Origin of the sequence: Rhodococcus sp. NPDC127593 (genome assembly GCF_042671975.1) — a bacterium.
In the GTDB taxonomy this organism is placed as follows: Bacteria; Actinomycetota; Actinomycetes; order Mycobacteriales; family Mycobacteriaceae; genus Rhodococcus_F.
In genome coordinates this window covers 78,666-96,867 of record NZ_JBHXWI010000021.1, presented here as the reverse complement: position 1 = coordinate 96,867, position 18,202 = coordinate 78,666, and the positions used below count along the sequence as shown (strand labels likewise).

The window sequence follows — 18,202 nt, the reverse complement described above, 5'->3', positions numbered from 1 at the left end:
CGTTCCTTTCGATACTTCTGCGGTCACAGCGCCAGTCCGAGCGCGAGGAGGAGTACGGCGAGCATCGGAAGTGTTCCCTGAGTGATCGCCGCGCGAGCCTTGTCGGGCGACGACAGCAGGAGCACGAGCGCTGCGAGCAGCATGGATCCCGCGCCGGCGAAGATCAGGGCCGAACCGACGGCGGTCGCGCCGATGATCACGGCGACGATGCCGACTGCCGTCACGATCGCCAGGAAGAGGTTGTAGAAGCCCTGGTTGAAGGCGAGCTCCTTGGTGGCGCCTGCTTCTTCGGCACTGGTCCCGAACGTCGCGCGGGTGCGCGGCGCGGTCCAGATGACGGACTCGAGCACGAAGATGTACACGTGCAGCGCACTGGCGAGTGCGGCAAGAACAAGACCCGCGGCGACCATACGAAACTCCTCCTCGTTCTGAACTGACCATTTCAATATATACTGAAATGGTCGTTTCACAACCAGGAGTGAGGATCGCCATGCCGCGCACGCAGGATTTCGACACGGCCGAAGTGGTCGGCCGCGCCCGCGACCTGTTCTGGGACAAGGGCTTCGAAGCCACATCGATACCCGACCTCGAGCGCGTCACCGGATTGAATCGGTCGAGCCTGTACAACGCGTTCACCAGCAAACGCGGGCTCTTCGACGCCGCCGTGCACGACTACCTGGACCGGGTGGTTCGCCCCCGGCTGCGCATCCTGACCGACGAGCCGACCCGTCCCGACGCAGCGGTGCGCTACTACCGCAGCCTCGCCGGCGCCCTCGCGTCCCTCCCCGACGAGACCCCTGGACGCGGCTGCCTGCTGCTCAACAGTGCCGCCGGTTTCGCCGCGCACGACGACACACAACGGTCCGTCGTCGACGCATACCAGCGCGAACTGTCCGGGGCGCTCACCCACGCACTCCGGGCCCACGACCCGGACGCGTCGACCGCCACCCTGGCACACCGGACCCGGCTCCTGACATCACTGTCCGTCAGCGCGCTCCTGCTGTCGCGGGTCAACCGGGACGAGGCCGTGGCGGTCGCGAACACCGCCGTCGAGCAACTGGAGGAATGGCGCCGCACGTGAGCGGCAAAGTGTGCCCCGACACGCTTTGCCACTCACCTGCGCTACCGCTGCCCGCTGACCCAGTCCGCCATCACGTCCGCCAGTGCCTCGGCGCCGCGGTTGCAGTCGTCCGCCTCGGCGAACTCGTCGGGCGAGTGGGACACGCCGGTGGGGTTGCGGACGAACATCATCGCGGTGGGCACCTGCGCCGAGAGGATTCCGGCGTCGTGCCCGGCAGCGGTCGGGAGGACGGGAATGTCACCGAGGTGGGAGAGTGAGCGGCGCAGTCGTTCCCTGGTGGAGTGCGGGAACTCGACGATCGGCGTGACCGATTCGGCGTCGACCTCGAGCCCGATCCCGTCGGCTGCCGCGTAGGCCTGCGCCTCGGCAGTGATCTGCTGCACCAGCTTGACCAACGTTTCCTCGTCGGCGGCCCGCGCGTCGAGCCACGCCCGCACCTCCGACGGAATGGCGTTGGCACCATTGGGAAGTACGCGCACCTTGCCGAACGTCGCGGCCGCCTCGTGCAGCGCCGCGGCGGTGCGGGCGGTGTGGACCGAGGACGCGAACGCGAGCATCGGGTCGCGTCGGTCGACGAGTCGGGTGGCGCCGGCGTGGTTGGCCTCCCCGGAGAACACGAACTGCCAGCGGCCGTGCGGCCAGATCGACGAGGCCACGGCGATAGGGCTGTCGATCAGGTCGAGGGCGCGTCCCTGCTCGACGTGCAACTCGACGTACACGCCGACGCGGTCGACGAGGTCGGGGTCCTCGCCGAGATGGTGCGGGTCACGGCCCGCGCCGACGAGGGCCTCACCGAGGCTGATGCCGTCGTTGTCCCGAAGCGCCAGGGCGCGCCCCGGTGCCAGTGCCCCGGTGGACAGTTGCGAGCCGACGCAGGCGACACCGAACCGTGCGCCCTCTTCGTCGGAGAACGCGGTGACCGCCACCGGACGCGTCGGCGCGATCCCCCGCTCCCGGACGAGGTCGATCGCGGCGAACGCGGACACCACCCCCAGCGGTCCGTCGTAGGCGCCGCCGTCGGGTACCGAGTCGAGGTGCGATCCGGTGACGAACGCGTCGTGGGGGTCGCCGACCCAGCCGTCGGGCATCCACCACGCCCAGAGGTTGCCGTTGCGGTCCTCCTCGACGCTCATGCCGCGTGCCTGCGCGCAGTCCGAGAACCATTCGCGCAGCGTCATGTCGGCGTCGTTCCACGCGAATCTTCGGTATCCCCGGGTCGACTTGTGCTGTCCGACATCGAGAATGGTCGCCCACAGCGAATCGAAGGAAGTCATGTTCTCGGTCCTCTACTCATAGTTTCAAGCCGGCAGGCGCTTCGCACCCGTGCGCCTTTCTGGCTGTCCCAGCTACCAAAAAGGCGCACGGGCGGCGGAGCCGCCTACAGGGCGCCGGGAATCCAGGTGGTTCCGGCGAGGGGCACGCGGGCCATGGCCGACGCCTCGACGGTGAGGGCGACGAGGTCCTCGGGTTCGAGGTTGCGCAGGTGCGACTTGCCGCAGGCGCGGGCGAGGGTCTGCGCCTCCATGGTGAGCACCCGCAGGTAGTTCGCGAGCCGCCGTCCGCCCTCGACGGGGTCGAGAGTCTTCGACAGCTCCGGGTCCTGCGTGGTGATGCCTGCGGGGTCCTTGCCGGCCTGGAAGTCGTCGTAGAACCCGGCCGCGGAGCCGAGCTCCTCGTACTGCTTGGCGTAGCGGGGGCTGTTGTCGCCCAGCGCGATCAGGGCTGCGGTGCCGATGGCGACGGCGTCCGCCCCGAGGGCCATCGCCTTCGCGACGTCGGCGCCGCTGCGGATGCCACCGGACACGATGAGCTGCACCTTCCGGTGCACCCCCAGTTCCTGCAGCGCCTGGACCGCCTGCGGGATCGCGGCCAGGGTGGGGATGCCGACGTGCTCGATGAACACGTCCTGGGTGGCGGCGGTGCCACCCTGCATGCCGTCGACCACGACGACGTCGGCACCGGCCTTCACGGCGAGCTTCACGTCGTAGTAGGTGCGGGTGGCACCGACCTTGATGTAGATCGGCTTCTCCCAGTTGGTGATCTCGCGCAGTTCGATGATCTTGATGGCGAGGTCGTCGGGGCCGGTCCAGTCGGGGTGCCTGCATGCCGACCGCTGATCGACACCCATCGGTAGGGTGCGCATCCCGGCGACGCGCTCGGTGATCTTCTGTCCCAGCAGCATTCCGCCACCACCCGGCTTGGCGCCCTGGCCGAGGACGATCTCGATGGCGTCGGCCTTGCGCAGGTCGTCGGGGTTCATGCCGTACCGCGACGGCAGGTACTGGTAGACGAGGTTCTTCGACTGCCCGCGTTCCTCGGGGGTCATGCCGCCGTCACCGGTGGTGGTGGACGTGCCGACCTCGCTGGCGCCCCGGCCCAGCGCTTCCTTCGCCTGGCCGGACAGTGCGCCGAAGCTCATGCCGGCGATGGTGATCGGGATGTCCAGGTGCAGCGGGAACTTGGCGTTGCGGTCGCCGAGCACGACGTCGGTGTCGCACTTCTCGCGGTAGCCCTCGAGCGGGTACCGCGACATCGAGGCACCGAGGAACAGCAGGTCGTCGAAGTGGGGCAGCTTGCGTTTGGCACCCCAACCGCGGATGTCGTAGATGCCGGTCTCGGCGGCCCGCTGGATCTCGGAGATGACGCCGCGGTCGAACGTCGCCGATTCGCGCAGGGCCGGGTTCGGGGTGTTCATGACGGTTCTCCTAGTACGCGCTGGCGTTGTCGACGTGGAAGTTGTAGAGCTTGCGGGCGGAGCCGTAGCGGGTGAACTCGGACGGGTCGGCGTCGAAGCCTGCCCGATCCAGCAGCTCCCGCAGTTCCGTCAGGTGCTCCTCGCGCATCTCCTTCTTGATGCAGTCGGCGCCGAGGGAGGCGACGGTGCCGCGCACGTAGATGCGGGCCTCGTACAGCGAGTCGCCGAGGGCCTCGCCGGCGTCGCCGAGGACGACGAGACGTCCGGCCTGACCCATGAACGCGGACATGTGGCCGATGTTGCCGCCGACGACGATGTCGACGCCCTTCATCGAGATGCCGCAACGGGCAGCGGCATTGCCGTCGATCACGAGGAGGCCGCCGTGGGCGGTGGCGCCCGCGGACTGCGACGCATCACCCTTGACGTGCACCGTCCCCGACATCATGTTCTCGGCGACCCCGACTCCGGCGTTGCCGGTGACGGTCACCGTCGCGTGCTGGTTCATGCCCGCGCAGTAGTAGCCGACGTGGCCGTCGATGGTGACGTCGATGCCGGAGTCGAGGCCGCAGGCCAGTGCGTGCGCGCCCTGCGGGCCGGTGACGGTGACGTTCCTCGGGGCTTCGGGCGAGGTGAGCCGCTCGTTGACGGCACGCGTACTCGACGTCTCGAGGTTCAGGACAGTCGCTTCGGTGGTGGCTACCGGTGCCATACGTACACCTCTTCCGGTTCGGGCTCGAAGATTCGGGCGTTGTCGACGCCGGGCAGGTTCGCCAGGGCGCGGTATTCGGAGGCCATCGCGACCCACTGGTCGGTCTCGGCGATGACGGCGGGCTTGCAGGAGATGGCGTCCCGGACCACGGCGAACGAGTCGGCCGTCGAGACGAGCAGGGTGTAGAAGCCGTCGAATGTCTCGTTCAGCATCAGCAGCGCCTTCTCCAGATCGACGCCCTCGGCGAGCTGCTTGGCGACGAATCGCGCACCGACCTCGGTGTCGTTGGCGCTGTCGAACACGACGCCGTCACGTTCGAGCTGATGCTTGATGCTCATGTGGTTCGAGAACGAGCCGTTGTGCACGAGGCACTGGTCGGGGCCGACGGAGAACGGGTGCGATCCCTCGGCGGTCACCGCGGACTCGGTGGCCATGCGGGTGTGGGCGACACCCTGCCATCCGCTCGCGGACGGCAGCCCGAACCGGTTCGCCAGATCGATGGGGTTTCCGACGCCCTTGAGGACGGTCAGGTCGTCGCCGAAGCCGATGACCCGCGCCGACGGCACCACGCTGCGCACGGCCGCTGCGAGATCTGCCGCGCCGACGACGCCGTGCAGGATCGTCGTCGGGTCCAGGTCGATTCCGGTGACGGTGGTATCGAGTGACGCCGACAGCGTTGCGGCGAGGTCCGCTGCGGGGATGGGGCAGTCGAGCAGCGAGACCGTGGACTCACCGACCGGGGACCAGGTCCGGTCGCCGTAAATTGCCATGCCGGCGGAATCGGGGCCGCGGTCGCACATCTGACCGAGCATGTCGGTGAGCAGGGCGCCGAGTTGTGGGTAGAGGGACGGCTCACGCAGGTGAAGTCCGACGATTCCACACATGGATGTCTCCTTTCGGGAGGTCGTTCAGAACGCTGTCAGGTAGTGGTCGAGCTCCCAGGGGGAGACGGTGTTGTGCCAGGCGAAGAACTCCTCGCGCTTGAGTTTCGCGAAATACTCGGCGACCCCGGGGCCCACGACGTCGAGGGCGCCCGTCACCACCGGATCCGATTCCAGGGCGTCCATCGCGTGCAGCAGCGTCATCGGCAGCATGTCGCTGGGGCTGTCGCCGGAGCCGGGTGCGCCGGGGTCGAGGTCCCGTTCGATGCCGTCCAGGCCTGCGGCGATAGCGGTGGCCGCGGCGAGATACGGGTTGGCCGAGCCGTCGCCGCCGCGCAGTTCCACCCGGTTCTTGTCCGGCACCCGGAGGTAGTGGGTGCGGTCGTTGCCGCCGTAGGTGGCGTACCGCGGCGACCAGGTGGCGCCGCTGCTCGTCGACGTGGCACCGGTGCGCTTGTACGAGTTGACGGTCGGGGCGATCACACCCTGCAGCGCGCACGCGTGCTCGAGGATTCCCGCGATGAACGCGTACGCCGTCCTCGACAGTCCCAGCCCCTTGGGGTCGTCGCCGTCCGGGAACACCGAACCGGCGTCGTTCCACAGCGACAGGTGCAGGTGCATGCCGGAACCGGTGCGGTCGGAGAACGGCTTGGGCATGAACGTCGCCTTCATGCCACGCTTCTCGGCGATCACCGACAGCAGGTACCGGGCGGTGATCACCCGGTCGGCGGTGGTCATGGCGTCGGCGTAGTCGAAGTTCTGCTCGAACTGCCCGTTGCCGTCCTCGTGGTCGTTGGCGTAGTTGCCCCACCCGAGCGTGTTCATGGCCGCGGACACCTCGGTCAGATGGTCGTACATCCGGGTGACGTCGCGGGCGTCGTAACACGGCTGACGACTGACGTCGGCGGTGTCCGCGGTGGTGAGGGCGCCGTCTCCGACGCGGTGGACGAGGAAGTACTCGATCTCCGCGCCGACGTTGACGGACAGGCCGAGGTCGGACGCCTTCTTCAGCGTCTCCTTCAGGATCACCCGCGGCGCATACGGCCAGGGCTTTCCCTCCACGTGCGGGTCGCAGTGCACGATCGCCAGTCCGGGCTTCACGAACGGGATCGGCGTGAACGACGAGACATCCGGTACGGCAACAAGATCGGAGTCCTTGGGCTCCTGCCCCATGTGCCCCGCCGCGTACCCGGCGAAACCCACGCCGTCGTCCTGAAGCTGCTCGACGGCCTCGATCGGGACCAGTTTGGCGCACGGCTTGCCGGACAGCGTCACGAACAGGGCGAGGATGAAGGTGGTTCCGGTGGCCCGGGCCACCTCGGACAAGGTCTGCGGTGGGGTTGTCACGATGTTCTGCGCGGTGAACGCGTCAGCAGTGTCGACAGCCATGGGTAGCTCCTGAACTGGTGGTCTACGGGTGAGGGGGTCTGTGGGTCAGCGCATCTCGCCGGCGCCCTCGTAGGGGTGCAGGCTGAAGAGGAGGTCGCCCTCCTCGAAGCGCGAGTAGCGGAAGTCGGACGGCTCGACGTTCGGGAGCGTGGTCTTGCCGTCGTCGAGGAGCATGTCGGCGACCAGGCGGCCGACCGCGGGCGAGATCTTGAAACCGTGACCGGAGAACCCGGTGGCCAGGAACAGTCCGTCGACGGGTGCGGGTCCGATGATGGGGTTGTAGTCGGGTGTCACGTCGTACGCGCCGACGTAGCTCGAGGTGATCCGCGGGTCGGGCATGTCGGGCAGACGGTTCCCGAGCTTGCCGATGTTCTTTTCGATGGTGCTGTCGTCTGCGCGGTTGCTGTACTTGTCGGGGTCGATGTACTCGGGCGCGGCATGGTCGCTGTTGCCGACGAGCAGTTCGCCGTTCGGCTCGCGGCAGATGTACTGCAGACCCGCGAGGTCCGACAGCACCGGCACCTCCGGAGTCGGAACACCCTGATCGATCAGGACGAGCTGCGCCCGTTGGGCTTTCACCGGGATGTCGACGCCGACACCGGCGCCGAGTTCGGGGGCCCACGGGCCGGTCGCGAGGATCACCTGCTCGGCATGCACTTCGTCGCCGTTCGCGAGCGACACCCCGTAGACGCGGCCGTCCGCGTTCTGCAGCAGCGACGCCACCGGAGTGCTCTGGCGGATCGTGACGCCCAGCTTGCGGGCCGACGCACCGAACGCCATTCCTGCCATGTACGCCTCACCGCGGCCACCGAGGGGCTCGTAGGCGAAGGCGGCGAAGTCGTCGAGGTGCAGTCCCGGCCACAGTTCGGCCATCTTGTCGTGGCCGATGTAGTCGACGTCGATACCGAGGCCCTGCATCATCGCGACGTTCGCCTTCAGCGGGTCGATGTTGTTCTCGGCGACACCGACGACGTATCCGCACTGACGGAACGCCATGTCGTCGCCGAAGGTCTCGGTGGCCCTGGTGAAGATGTCGACGCCGTACCACGACATCGCTGCCAGCGACGGCGTCCCGTAGTGGCACCGGACCACGCCACTGGACTTGCCGGTCATGCCCGAGCACAAGGTGTCACGCTCGAGGACCAGGACGTCGGTCTCTCCGCGGTCCGCGAGCGACCAGGCGATGGCGAGACCTTCGAGTCCCCCACCGACGATCACGAACTTTGCTGTCTGTGTCACGTTGCTTCCTTCATTCGGCCGGATGGTCGGGCGCTGCGGCTTGGGTAACGGTTCGTTTCACCTCATGAATCGCTGTTGTTCACTATGAAACCGTTCTACTATGTCGACCGTGTTACGGCAACGTTGTCGATGCATCACCAAATTCCGTCGCTCATACACTCTTTCGATGACAATTTCAGTTCTGATCTGCAGGTTTCCGGCACCGTCGAATTGCTTTACGTCATCGAAATACATCTTGTGGTTTCCTGTTGCTACTCCTCGTTTCATGCAGAGGAGTCGCAGACTCACTCACCACCCATTCAGGGAGAACCCATGACCACGACCGACAAGCCCACCGCCGTTCCGTTCCGCGTCACCGCCGGATTCCACGAGAACCTGCCGCAGATGCCGGCCTCGGAGTACCCGGGCACCAAGGGATACATCGACGACGTCTTCGCCAACCCGGACGGCTCGGAGATGTCGGCCGGCTACTTCGAACTCCAGCGCACCGACACCCCGCTCGACTACTACTACGCCTACGACGAGATGAAGGTCGTCCTCGAAGGAGAGTTCACCCTCGAGAACCTCGACACCGGCCAGGTCGAGGTGGCGAAGGCGAAGGACGCGATCTTCTTCCCCAAGGGCTCGCGCATCCGCTTCACCACCCCCGACCGCGCACTGGCCTACTTCGTCGGCCACCGTTCCTTCGCTCCCTGATCCGCGATGGCGGTATCGATGAGATCGACCAGCGTTCCGCGGTGGCGATCCGACTACTCGGCCGTCGACGACCTGGCAGCGAGCGCTCTCGTCACCCGCTACGCCCTCGTCGCGGACCGCTCGGTCAGCGCGCGGGTCGTCCGCGAACTGTCCGAGCGCGTGGCGCCCGTTCCCACACGCACGGTGGTCGTCGACGACGTGGGCGGATCCGGGCGCGGGACGCTCGACGAACTGCTGTCCGAGGCGCGCATCGGATGGCGGTTCGTCGTCGCCGGCCGGGAGCGCACGACGGGAGCAGTGCGCGCTCGGCTCATCTCCGCGGGCGCGTTGCCCGCCGAGATCGCCGCGGTGATCACCTCCCCGGACACCCAGGTCCACGACGTGTTCTGCGCGCATTGCCACACCACGTCGCCCTCCGTGCCGGTAGCCGTCGGCGGCCGGACACCGTGCGCGGGTTGTTCCGCCGAACTCACCGTCTACTACCACTACTCCCGGCGCCACAGCGCATACCTGGGATATCGAGCCGACTCGGAGGAACTGCCATGACCACGGCCCTCGAAACAGTTGCGGGCGAGCGTATTACCGGAGGGCTCACGCTGACGGTGCGCGAGGCACGGTTGCTGCGCCCGGGCATCCGGCACGTCGTCCTCGCGGACCCGGCGGGCCGCACCCTGCCGTCGTTCACCCCGGGCAGCCACATCGCCGTCAACTGGGCCGAGGGTCGGCACAATTCTTACTCGCTCACCGGCCCCTCGATCGAGCCGGACCACTACGCGATCTCGGTCCGGCTCGACGAGAACGGCCACGGCGGTTCGCGCTGGGTCCACGACCTCCAGCCGGATCAGCGGATTCGGGTGAGCCTTCCCCGGAGCGCATTCGCGCCCGTGCTCACTGCTCGGCACCACCTGCTGATCGCGGGCGGAATCGGCGTCACGCCGATCCTGTCGCACGTCCGGGCCGCCCTCGAGTGGGGTCGTTCGTTCGAAGTGATCTATTCCTACCGCGACCAGCTGGGAGCGCACGCCGACGAGCTGGCAGCGCTGTGCGGCGACCGGATGATCACGGTCTCCACGCCCGGAGAACTCGCGGACCGCCTCATCCCCACACTGGCGGACCAGCCACTCGGGACACATGTCTACACGTGCGGCCCTGCGCCGATGATCGCGGCGGTGGCCGACTGGGCCCGCGACTGCGGCTGGCCGCCGGGGCGCGTCCACTCGGAGGCGTTCGGGGCGGGCCCGCTGCCCGACGGGGCGCCCTTCGCCGCCACGCTCGGGCGCACCGGAATGATCGTGCCCGTGCCCTCGGGAACCAGCCTCCTCGAGGCGTTGATGGACAAGGGAATCAACGTCCCGAACCTCTGCCGGCAGGGTGTGTGCGGCGAATGCCGGCTGTCGGTGCGCGGCGGCGAGATCGAACACCGCGACCTGTTCCTCACCGACGAGGAGAAGGCCTCCGGAGATTCGATCATGCCGTGCGTATCACGTTCCGCAGGAGACCGATTGGAGCTCGATCTGTGACAACCACCGAATCGCGTGCCGACCACATCGCGCGCTTCCCCTTCCCCTTTCCCCGCGACCAGTACCGCTACAGCACCAACGTCGAGCCGGCCGCAAACCCCACCGGCACCGTGGCCGGCAGCTGGGGTGACACCCGCATCGCCATCGACGCCCACTACCACCGGGAACTCGCCGAACGCGAGCGAATCCTGTCCCAGGATCCGTCGCGGCACCAGTGCCTGCCCCACATGGTCCCCGCTGCCTGGGACGCGATGCTCACGCTGATGCGCACCCTCGCCGACGAATACCCCGACACCATGACCCTCGCACGACGCGAGGACCGGTGGTTCTGGAAGAACGACCTCCTCGGCATCGAGCACACCTTCGTGTTCGGCGACCTCGACACGTTGCCGACGCCACCACTGGTGTACATCTGCGACCAGATCCAGGAGGACGTCGTGCTCCTCGATCAGCGCGAGGGCGCACTGTGGGGCGACGCCGGACTGGTGACGTTCGCGGCGGACTGGTCCTTCGGATTCGACGTGGGCATGAGCTTCCTCGAAATCCACGGCCCCGTCCCGCGCGTCCACAGCGAGAAGATCATCACCCGCGCACACAACTTTCTGATGCGGCTCGAGCCCGGCCAGAGTTACCGGCGTACCAACTGGACGCTGACCGTCGACGGCAAACTCGACACGTCGACCGAGACCTACCCCGAGTGGGGGAAGGACCGGCGCACCCTCGCCGACGGTCCACTCGACGAGGTCGGGGACCGCCTGTTCCTGAGAACCGAAGTGCAGCATCTGATCCGGCTCGCCCACTCCGGCGCCGTCATGTTCCTGATCCGGTCGTATCTACTTCCGTTCCGCGACGTCGCGTCCGTTCCGGAATGGGGCGAACGGCTGTACCGGGTGCTCGAGGACCTTCCGGTGGACATGGCCGAATACAAGGGCATCAATCGCACCCGGGAACCCGGCATGAGATGGCTGCTGACCCATGGGAATGTGGAACTGTGACGCTGGCTGACGGGCGGCGGCGGGCAGTGCCCCAGAGCGATCAGCTTCTCGACCTCGTTCTCGCGACGGTCTCCGTGATCGCCCGCGACGGCCTGCGCGGGCTCACGACGCAGGCCGTCGCCCGGGAGGCCGGCGTCTCGGACGAGGCCGTCCTGCGCAGCGTCGGGTCGACGGACGCCCTCCTCGACGCCGCGCTCCGCTACGCGCTGGACAAGAGCGCGAGCGTCTTCGCCGACATCGCCGCCGGATCGTCGCTCGACCACTTCGTCGAGCACCTCACCGACCTCGTCGCCCGCGACCCCGACCTCCAGGTCTTCCAGTACGAGCTGATGCTCGAGTCCCGGCGGACCCCGCGCCTCGACCCGCACGTGAAACTGCTGTACGCCACGTACATCGAGGCCACCTCCCAGGCACTGACCCGGCTGGGCATCACCGCCGACGAAGACCTGACCCTGCTGGTGTACTCGGCGATCGAGGGATTCATCATGCACCAGCTCGTCGCGAAGGATCGCCCCGCGACGGAGCGCGCGATCGAGCGCCTGCGCCGAATCCTCTCGACCGCGAGGTAGCCCCGGCATGTGAGTGGCAAAGTGTGCCCCGGCACGCTTTGCCACTCACGTGCGGTCGAGGATCTCCGCCACCACGACCGACGCCGGTCCGTACAGGCACACCGAGCCCCGCTCGACGAGGAGGCAGTCGCCCGGGCCGGCGGGCCCGAGGTCCGTCGCCAGCCGCCCGCCGAGGATCAGGACGAGGACGGCCAGCCGGCCGCCGGCGTCCGCGTCGTGCGCCTCTCCGATGTCAAAGATGTCCACGGAGGCCGCGGTGGTGGACCTGTGCACCATGACGTTGAACGCCTCGGTCGGACCTTCCGCCACACAGTCGGGGCCGCGCTCACCGGCGAAGGCCGTCGGACTCAGGCGCGGAATTTCGGTGGGAGCGCCACCGAAGTCGAGTGACACGGGATTCTCGCCGATCACCGTGAATATCCGATCCACGCCGGGAAACGGCGAGAACGTCGAACCCGCCTTGAGCGTCGCGACGCTGAAGCGCCAACGGGACGCGGCATCGGCAGCGATCTCGGCAGTGGTGCCCGCGCCGTTGGCCCACGGGACGGTCCGGCGCTCCGCGCGCCGAATGATGCGGGCCTCTGCGGTCACTGATTCTCCTCACCTAGCAGGTTCACTGTGACGATACTCCGTCCACCACGATACGACTCAGGCGCACGCCGAGATCCGTTACGCAGTTGTCACGTGGCGAACCATTGCCGCAATCTGCAATTTGGTTCACTGACGCTAGACATTGATTCCCAACGGCGGACACCACGAGTGTCACGTCATCCTCGATCAAGGTGGACGACTATGAACGAAGCAGTCGCTGCGGCCGACACCGCCTGGATTTTGGCGGCCTTCACGGCAGTGAGCCTCATGGTGCCGGGCCTGGCCATGTTCTACGGCGGAATGGTCAGCGTGCGCAACACGCTCAACATGGCCATGATGACGTTCGGCGCGTTCGCCGTCGTCGGCGTGCTGTGGATCGTGTTCGGCTACTCCGCCGTGCTGGGTAACTCCCTCGGCGGTCTCGGCATCCTGGGCGACCCCCTCGAGTTCTTCGGCTCCAGCGCGCTGCTGGAGGCGCCGGCCGAACCCGGACTGCCGCCAGCGCTGGTCTCCGGATTCCAGCTGCTGTTCGCCGGCATCACCGTGGCACTCATCTCGGGTGCGCTGGCCGACCGGATGAAGTTCGGCGCCTGGATGCTGTTCGCCGGACTGTGGGCCACGTTCGTCTACTTTCCCGTCGCCCACTGGGTGTTCGCGTTCGACTCCGCGGACGGATCGGTGATCGGCGGGTGGATCGCCAACACCCTCGGCGCCATCGACTTCGCCGGTGGAACGGCTGTGCACATCAACGCCGGCGTCGCCGCTCTCGCCGTCGTCCTGGTTCTCGGGGCCCGCAAGACGTTCCCCGTCTCGCCCCGCCCGCACAGCCTTCCCCTGACCATGCTCGGCGCCGGCATCCTGCTCTTCGGTTGGTTCGGATTCAACGGCGGCTCGGCGCTGTCCGCCGGTAACAGCGCATCCGTCGTCATCCTCAACACCGTCGCCGCGGCGTGCGCCGGCATCTGCGCATGGCTGGCAGTCGAGAAACTGCGTGAAGGCCACGCGACGTCGCTGGGCGCCGCGTCGGGTCTGATCGCGGCACTGGTCGCCATCACGCCGGCCTGCGGCGCCGTCTCACCTCTCGGCGCACTCGTCGTCGGAGGCGCCGCCGGCGCGGTCTGCTGCTTCGCGGTGTCCTGGAAGTACCGGCTCGGCTACGACGACGCGCTCGACGTCGTCGGCGTGCACCTGGTCGGCGGCGTCCTCGGCACCGTTCTGATCGGTTTCCTCGCGGATCCGGCCGCTCCCAACGGCGCCGCGGGACTCTTCTACGGCGGCGGCGTCGACGTGCTGTGGCGCCAATGTGTTGCCGTGGCAACCGTTCTCGCCTACTGCTTCGTCGTCACGCTGGTGATCGCCGCGGCACTGAAGAAGTTCATGGGCATCCGCGCCGACCAGGAAAGCGAATACGACGGTCTCGACGTGTCCGTCCACGGCGAGACGGCCTACGTACTCGATGCCGTCGGCCTCACCGGCGCCTCCAAGCACGGCACCGACGCGGTGCTCGGCGCAGAAGCAATCACGACCAGGGCGGCGGACCCCGCCAAGGCCTGATCCCGGTCCCGGCACAGACAGTGGCCCTGCCCCGCAGCACTCCGCGGGGCAGGGCCACTGGTGTGCCCAGCTAGGTCAAGCTCTGGGCCAGACTCCGAAGCCTCTCGCTGTAGTTGTTCGGCTGAGCGGACAGGAACTGACTCAGCACGATCAGTTCGGATTCCTCCATTGCCGCCGAATCTGCAGTAATCGCGGCATGATTCGCGACTTCGTGCTCCAGAAGTTCGACCGCCTCCCGCCACCCGCGGATCGCGGGGCGTCCGAGTTCCATCTGCGGCTCGAATCTCAGCGGTTCACCGAGCGGGCTCCCGAGAATTTCCTGCAAGTGGTCCTCGAGACTCCGGCGCGCCAGTCGGATGATCAGCTGAGATTGCCCTTCGTGCCACTGCATGGTTGCGGGGCGTCCCGGCTGCAGAATGGACGCGACCGACATGGTCGAATCGAACTCTTCTGCGCCAGAGGTAATTCGGGCCGTACCCGACAGCGGAACCTGAACGACGTAGAAGTCGCCGAGATCGTCCGGGTTCCTCCGCGCATCGGTGCCGTAGTCGAAATAGTAGAGACCGATCGTGCCCGCGGTGGCCAGGTGAACCGGCTCGAGGCGGTCGAAGGGCAGCGCGGACTTGCCGTCGGACGCTATCTGAACTGTCGCTATCACCGTAACCACGACCTTTCGAACCACCCGCCACTCTACGCCCGGCGCAGGGTGCGGAGGAAGGCCGAAATCGCGGTTCCTGTCGTCAGTCCTCGTGGTGGTCGGGGTACGCCGTGACGGCGAGGAATCGGATGGGCAACCGCACGAGATCGTTGGGACCGTGCAGACCTTCACCGTCGAGAAGCAGCGAATCCCCTGGCCGCAGCGTGTACTCGGCCTCGCCGTGCCCGTAGACCATGACGCCCTCGAGCATGTAGAGCAGTTCGGTGCCGGCATGCTGGAACAGCGGAAACGTCTCGCTGGAGTCGGTGAGCGTGACCAGCACCGGTTCGAGTCGCTTGTGCTGCCCGCGCAGTGCGCCGAGAAGTTCGTAGTGGTGCCCCACCCGGGTGCCTCGCCCGACGATGACGGCACCGTGGCCCGCCTCGACGTACACGGCGTCACGGGCGGTGTCGGCGCCCCGGAACAGAGATGTCACGGGCACGTCGAGTCCGGCCGCCAGACGCGCCAGCGTCGACAGGCTGCAGGAGGTCTGCGAGTTCTCGATCTTGGACAGCATGGCCTTCGAGATCCCGACCTTGGCCGCCATGTCTCCGACGGAGAGTCCACTGGCTTTGCGGAGCGACCGGACCTGTCTGGCGATCACCTTCTCGAGATCGGGCCCGGTCGGCGTATCGGACGGCACCTCACGCTCGACGGGCGCGGGGTCTCCCGTGTCGCGGTGGACCTCGGTCTCGGGTCGAGTGGTCACGTCCGCATCGTAGCAGCGCCGTTTACTGTCAGGAAACCGCGACTCACTACGTCGGACGGCGAATCGGTGCGCATACGAGCAACAACCATGCGCATGCGTGCAAGACGACGCCGCGCCCGCGCCCGCATGCTTGTGACAGCCATCACAACACCACCGGGAGAGTTGACGCTATGACCGCAGTACACGAGAACGTCAGTGCCACAGGGCTTCCTGATGGAACCGCAACGCAGCTGTTCATCGGCGGACAGTGGCGCCCGGCGTCGGACGGCGGGACGTTCACGGATCTGAACCCGGCCACCGGAAAGCCGCTCGTCGACGTGTCCGCCGGAACCGGCCAGGACATCGACGACGCGGTCCGCGCCGCCTGCACCCAGCTGAACGGTGAATGGGGGTCGCTGCCCGGCGCCGCCCGCGGACGGATCCTGAACAAGGTCGCCGATCTCATCGAACGCGACAGTGAGATCCTGGCCCGGCTCGAGGCCCTCGACGTCGGCAAACCCGTCGGCCAGCCCACCATGCTCGACATCCCGATGGCCGCGGGCACGTTCCGGCACTTCGCCGGCTGGGCCGACAAGATCACCGGCCAGTCCATCCCGACCGCCGGCTACTTCGGGCAGCCCACCCACTCGTACACGGTCCGCGAACCGGTCGGCGTGATCGGCGCGATCGTCCCGTGGAACACCCCGCTGATGATCTCGGCGTGGAAGATCGCCCCCGCGCTCGCCGCCGGGAACACCCTGGTGGTCAAGCCGCCGGAGGACGCACCGCTGTCGATCCTGCACCTCGCGACGCTGCTGGAGGAGGCCGGACTGCCCGCAGGCACCGTCAACATCGTGCCCGGACTCGGCGAGGTCGCCGGCGACGCACTCGCCGGCCACCCCGGCGTCGACAAGATCAGCTTCACCGGCAGCCCCCGCGTCGGCCGGATCATCGCCAAGCGCGCCGCCGACACGTTCAAGCGCACCACCCTCGAACTCGGCGGCAAGTCCCCGCAGATCATCCTCCCCGACGCCGACCTCGAGGCCGCCATCAACGGCACGGCAATGGGACTGTTCTTCAACCAGGGCGAGGTCTGCGCCGCGGGCACCCGCATCCTCGTGCACCGGTCGCTGTACTCGCAGGTCGTCGACGGCCTCGCCGCCGCCGCCGCCGCGCAGGTCCTCGGCGACCCGTTCGATCCGGCCACCACGATGGGCGCCCTGGTCAACGCGAAGCAGCGCGACACCGTCCTCGGCTACATCGAGGCCGGACGCAGCGAGGGCGCGCGGGTCGCCGCCGGCGGTGGCCGCCCGGACGGGGACGGGTTCTTCGTCCAGCCGACCATCTTCGCCGACGCGAACAACGACATGAAGATCGCGCGAGAAGAAATCTTCGGACCCGTCGGCACCGTCATCGCGTTCGACACCACCGACGAGGCGATCGCGATCGCCAACGCCACCGACTACGGCCTGGCCGCCACCATCTGGACGCGCGACGTGTCCCACGCCCACACCCTCGCAGGCAAGGTCCGCGCCGGAGCGGTCGCGGTCAACGGCTGGGCACCGATCGACCCCGCCCTGCCCTGGGGCGGCATGAAGACCAGCGGCACCGGCCGCGAACTCGGCTGGGCCGGAATCGAAGCCAACACCGAGGAGAAGGTCGTCACGATCATCCTCTGACCCCCACCGCATCGACGTCGTCGGACAGGAGCAGGACTTATGAAGACCCAGGCAGCAGTGCTGTGGGAGCCCGGTCAGCCGTGGCAGATCGAAGAACTGGAACTCGACCCGCCGAAGCACGGTGAAGTGCTTCTGCAGTTGGCGGCGTCGGGGATGTGCCACTCGGACGAGCATGTCCGGGACGGCAGCCTGCCGCTCGAGTACTACCCGTTCATCGGTGGCCACGAGGGCGCCGGAGTCGTGCTCGAGGTCGGGCCCGGTGTCACCAGCGTCGAGAAGGGCGATCACGTCGCTCTCGGATTCATCCCCGCGTGCGGCCGGTGCCGGCAGTGCGCGACCGGCCAGTCCAGCATCTGCGACCTGGGAGCCCACCTGCTCGAGGGCTGGCAGATCTCGGACGGCACGGCGCGGCATCACGTTCGCGGCAAGGACGCCGCCATCCAGTGCCTGATCGGGACGTTCTCGCCGTACACGGTGGTCAACGAGGCGTCGTGTGTCAAGATCACGAAGGACATCCCCCTCGACAAGGCGGCGCTGGTCGGCTGCGGCGTCACCACCGGCTGGGGGTCGTCGGTGTACGCGGCCGGCGTCCAGGCCGGTGAGACCGTCGTCGTGATCGGCATGGGCGGCGTCGGGTGCGGGGCGGTCCAGGGCGCAGCGCTCGCCGGGGCCCGGCACGTCGTGGTCGTCGACCCGTCGGAATTCAAACGGGAGCAGGCCAAGATCTTCGGCGCGACCCACACCGCGGCGAGCATCGACGAGGCGCTCCCCCTCCTCCAGGATCTGACGTGGGGCCAGCTCGCCGACAAGGTTCTCATCACCGTCGCGAATGCGAGTGGCCGCATCATCGCCCCGGCGATGAGCCTGGTGGCCAAGGGCGGCACCTGCGTCCACGTGTCGGTCGGCGACGTCACGCAGAACGACGTCGATCTGAACCTGTTCGATCTGACGGCGATGCGCAAGACCCTCAAGGGGGCGTGGTTCGGCAACGCGAACATTCGGTTCGACATCCCTCATCTGCTGCGCCTGTACATGGAGGGTCAGCTGAAGCTCGACGAGATGATCACGAGGACATACACACTCGATCAGATAAACGACGGCTACGAGGCGATGCGGAAGGCCGAGAACGTCCGCGGCGTCATCATGTACTCGTAGATCGGCACTGTCGGGAGCGGTGGGGCGCTGCACGTCTCTCCGCTCCCGACATGGTTCCCTGTCC

19 protein-coding genes are annotated in these 18,202 nt (G+C 67.6%); 9 read left to right on the top strand and 10 right to left on the bottom strand.

Annotation, left to right across the window (positions count from 1 at the left end; translation table 11 throughout):
* Nucleotides 1-23: 23 nt before the first annotated feature.
* Nucleotides 24-410 (bottom strand): DUF1304 domain-containing protein, encoded by a 387-nt coding sequence (locus ACFVJ3_RS20840; RefSeq protein WP_378453824.1) that lies wholly within the window; start codon nucleotides 408-410, stop codon nucleotides 24-26.
* An 80-nt stretch (nucleotides 411-490) separates the two neighbouring features.
* On the opposite strand from ACFVJ3_RS20840, the gene ACFVJ3_RS20835 reads away from it, so the two are divergent.
* The gene (locus ACFVJ3_RS20835) at nucleotides 491-1,081 is read left to right on the top strand and encodes a TetR/AcrR family transcriptional regulator (protein WP_037231167.1); all 591 of its coding nucleotides are present in this window, start codon (nucleotides 491-493) and stop codon (nucleotides 1,079-1,081) included.
* 41 nt (nucleotides 1,082-1,122) lie between these two features.
* On the opposite strand, the gene ACFVJ3_RS20830 is transcribed toward ACFVJ3_RS20835, so the two are convergent.
* From ACFVJ3_RS20830 to ACFVJ3_RS20805, 6 genes are all read right to left on the bottom strand, one after another.
* On the bottom strand, nucleotides 1,123-2,355 hold the full coding sequence (locus tag ACFVJ3_RS20830; RefSeq protein ID WP_378453823.1) for an allantoate amidohydrolase: 1,233 nt from the start codon (nucleotides 2,353-2,355) through the stop codon (nucleotides 1,123-1,125).
* Between the two features lie 104 nt (nucleotides 2,356-2,459).
* Complete coding sequence (locus ACFVJ3_RS20825) at nucleotides 2,460-3,776, bottom strand: FMN-binding glutamate synthase family protein (RefSeq protein ID WP_378453822.1); 1,317 nt, start codon at nucleotides 3,774-3,776, stop codon at nucleotides 2,460-2,462.
* Between the two features lie 10 nt (nucleotides 3,777-3,786).
* On the bottom strand, nucleotides 3,787-4,485 hold the full coding sequence (locus ACFVJ3_RS20820; RefSeq protein WP_378453821.1) for a protein glxC: 699 nt from the start codon (nucleotides 4,483-4,485) through the stop codon (nucleotides 3,787-3,789).
* Nucleotides 4,473-5,369 carry a glutamine amidotransferase family protein gene (locus ACFVJ3_RS20815; RefSeq protein WP_378453820.1) on the bottom strand — a complete coding sequence of 299 codons (897 nt, stop codon included), beginning with the start codon at nucleotides 5,367-5,369 and terminating at the stop codon, nucleotides 4,473-4,475. The genes ACFVJ3_RS20820 and ACFVJ3_RS20815 overlap by 13 nt, the downstream gene beginning before the upstream one ends.
* Nucleotides 5,370-5,393: 24 nt before the next feature.
* Nucleotides 5,394-6,755 carry a type III glutamate--ammonia ligase gene (gene glnT, locus ACFVJ3_RS20810; RefSeq protein WP_378453819.1) on the bottom strand — a complete coding sequence of 454 codons (1,362 nt, stop codon included), beginning with the start codon at nucleotides 6,753-6,755 and terminating at the stop codon, nucleotides 5,394-5,396.
* Between the two features lie 45 nt (nucleotides 6,756-6,800).
* The gene (locus tag ACFVJ3_RS20805) at nucleotides 6,801-7,994 is read right to left on the bottom strand and encodes an NAD(P)/FAD-dependent oxidoreductase (protein ID WP_378453818.1); all 1,194 of its coding nucleotides are present in this window, start codon (nucleotides 7,992-7,994) and stop codon (nucleotides 6,801-6,803) included.
* Between the two features lie 312 nt (nucleotides 7,995-8,306).
* Here ACFVJ3_RS20805 and ACFVJ3_RS20800 point away from each other — a divergent pair, with 312 nt between their 5' ends.
* The 5 genes from ACFVJ3_RS20800 to ACFVJ3_RS20780 are packed head-to-tail and all read left to right on the top strand — an operon-like array spanning nucleotide 8,307 to nucleotide 11,774.
* Complete coding sequence (locus tag ACFVJ3_RS20800; protein WP_378453817.1) at nucleotides 8,307-8,690, top strand: ethanolamine utilization protein; 384 nt, start codon at nucleotides 8,307-8,309, stop codon at nucleotides 8,688-8,690.
* 18 nt (nucleotides 8,691-8,708) lie between these two features.
* Nucleotides 8,709-9,236: a dimethylamine monooxygenase subunit DmmA family protein gene (locus ACFVJ3_RS20795; protein WP_378453816.1), complete on the top strand. Its 528-nt coding sequence runs from the start codon at nucleotides 8,709-8,711 to the stop codon at nucleotides 9,234-9,236.
* The gene (locus tag ACFVJ3_RS20790; RefSeq protein ID WP_378453815.1) at nucleotides 9,233-10,210 is read left to right on the top strand and encodes a PDR/VanB family oxidoreductase; all 978 of its coding nucleotides are present in this window, start codon (nucleotides 9,233-9,235) and stop codon (nucleotides 10,208-10,210) included. The genes ACFVJ3_RS20795 and ACFVJ3_RS20790 overlap by 4 nt, the downstream gene beginning before the upstream one ends.
* Nucleotides 10,207-11,205, top strand: coding sequence for a DUF3445 domain-containing protein (locus ACFVJ3_RS20785; RefSeq protein WP_378453814.1), 999 nt, complete (start codon nucleotides 10,207-10,209; stop codon nucleotides 11,203-11,205). Before ACFVJ3_RS20790 ends, ACFVJ3_RS20785 begins: the two co-directional genes overlap by 4 nt.
* Entirely contained in the window at nucleotides 11,202-11,774 is a 573-nt protein-coding gene (locus ACFVJ3_RS20780) for a TetR/AcrR family transcriptional regulator (RefSeq protein WP_378453813.1), read from the top strand. The genes ACFVJ3_RS20785 and ACFVJ3_RS20780 overlap by 4 nt, the downstream gene beginning before the upstream one ends.
* A 45-nt stretch (nucleotides 11,775-11,819) precedes the next feature.
* On the opposite strand, the gene ACFVJ3_RS20775 is transcribed toward ACFVJ3_RS20780, so the two are convergent.
* Nucleotides 11,820-12,365: a HutD family protein gene (locus tag ACFVJ3_RS20775; protein ID WP_378453812.1), complete on the bottom strand. Its 546-nt coding sequence runs from the start codon at nucleotides 12,363-12,365 to the stop codon at nucleotides 11,820-11,822.
* A 201-nt stretch (nucleotides 12,366-12,566) separates the two neighbouring features.
* Between ACFVJ3_RS20775 and ACFVJ3_RS20770 the strand changes: the two genes are divergently transcribed.
* The gene (locus ACFVJ3_RS20770; protein ID WP_378453811.1) at nucleotides 12,567-13,919 is read left to right on the top strand and encodes an ammonium transporter; all 1,353 of its coding nucleotides are present in this window, start codon (nucleotides 12,567-12,569) and stop codon (nucleotides 13,917-13,919) included.
* 70 nt (nucleotides 13,920-13,989) lie between these two features.
* On the opposite strand, the gene ACFVJ3_RS20765 is transcribed toward ACFVJ3_RS20770, so the two are convergent.
* Nucleotides 13,990-14,586 (bottom strand): transcriptional regulator, encoded by a 597-nt coding sequence (locus ACFVJ3_RS20765; RefSeq protein ID WP_378453810.1) that lies wholly within the window; start codon nucleotides 14,584-14,586, stop codon nucleotides 13,990-13,992.
* A gap of 73 nt (nucleotides 14,587-14,659) precedes the next feature.
* The gene (locus ACFVJ3_RS20760; RefSeq protein WP_005255983.1) at nucleotides 14,660-15,325 is read right to left on the bottom strand and encodes an XRE family transcriptional regulator; all 666 of its coding nucleotides are present in this window, start codon (nucleotides 15,323-15,325) and stop codon (nucleotides 14,660-14,662) included.
* Between the two features lie 170 nt (nucleotides 15,326-15,495).
* Between ACFVJ3_RS20760 and styD the strand changes: the two genes are divergently transcribed.
* Nucleotides 15,496-16,983 carry a phenylacetaldehyde dehydrogenase StyD gene (gene styD, locus ACFVJ3_RS20755; RefSeq protein ID WP_378453809.1) on the top strand — a complete coding sequence of 496 codons (1,488 nt, stop codon included), beginning with the start codon at nucleotides 15,496-15,498 and terminating at the stop codon, nucleotides 16,981-16,983.
* A gap of 39 nt (nucleotides 16,984-17,022) precedes the next feature.
* The gene (locus ACFVJ3_RS20750) at nucleotides 17,023-18,138 is read left to right on the top strand and encodes an NDMA-dependent alcohol dehydrogenase (RefSeq protein WP_009475608.1); all 1,116 of its coding nucleotides are present in this window, start codon (nucleotides 17,023-17,025) and stop codon (nucleotides 18,136-18,138) included.
* The last annotated feature ends 64 nt before the right edge of the window (nucleotides 18,139-18,202 follow it).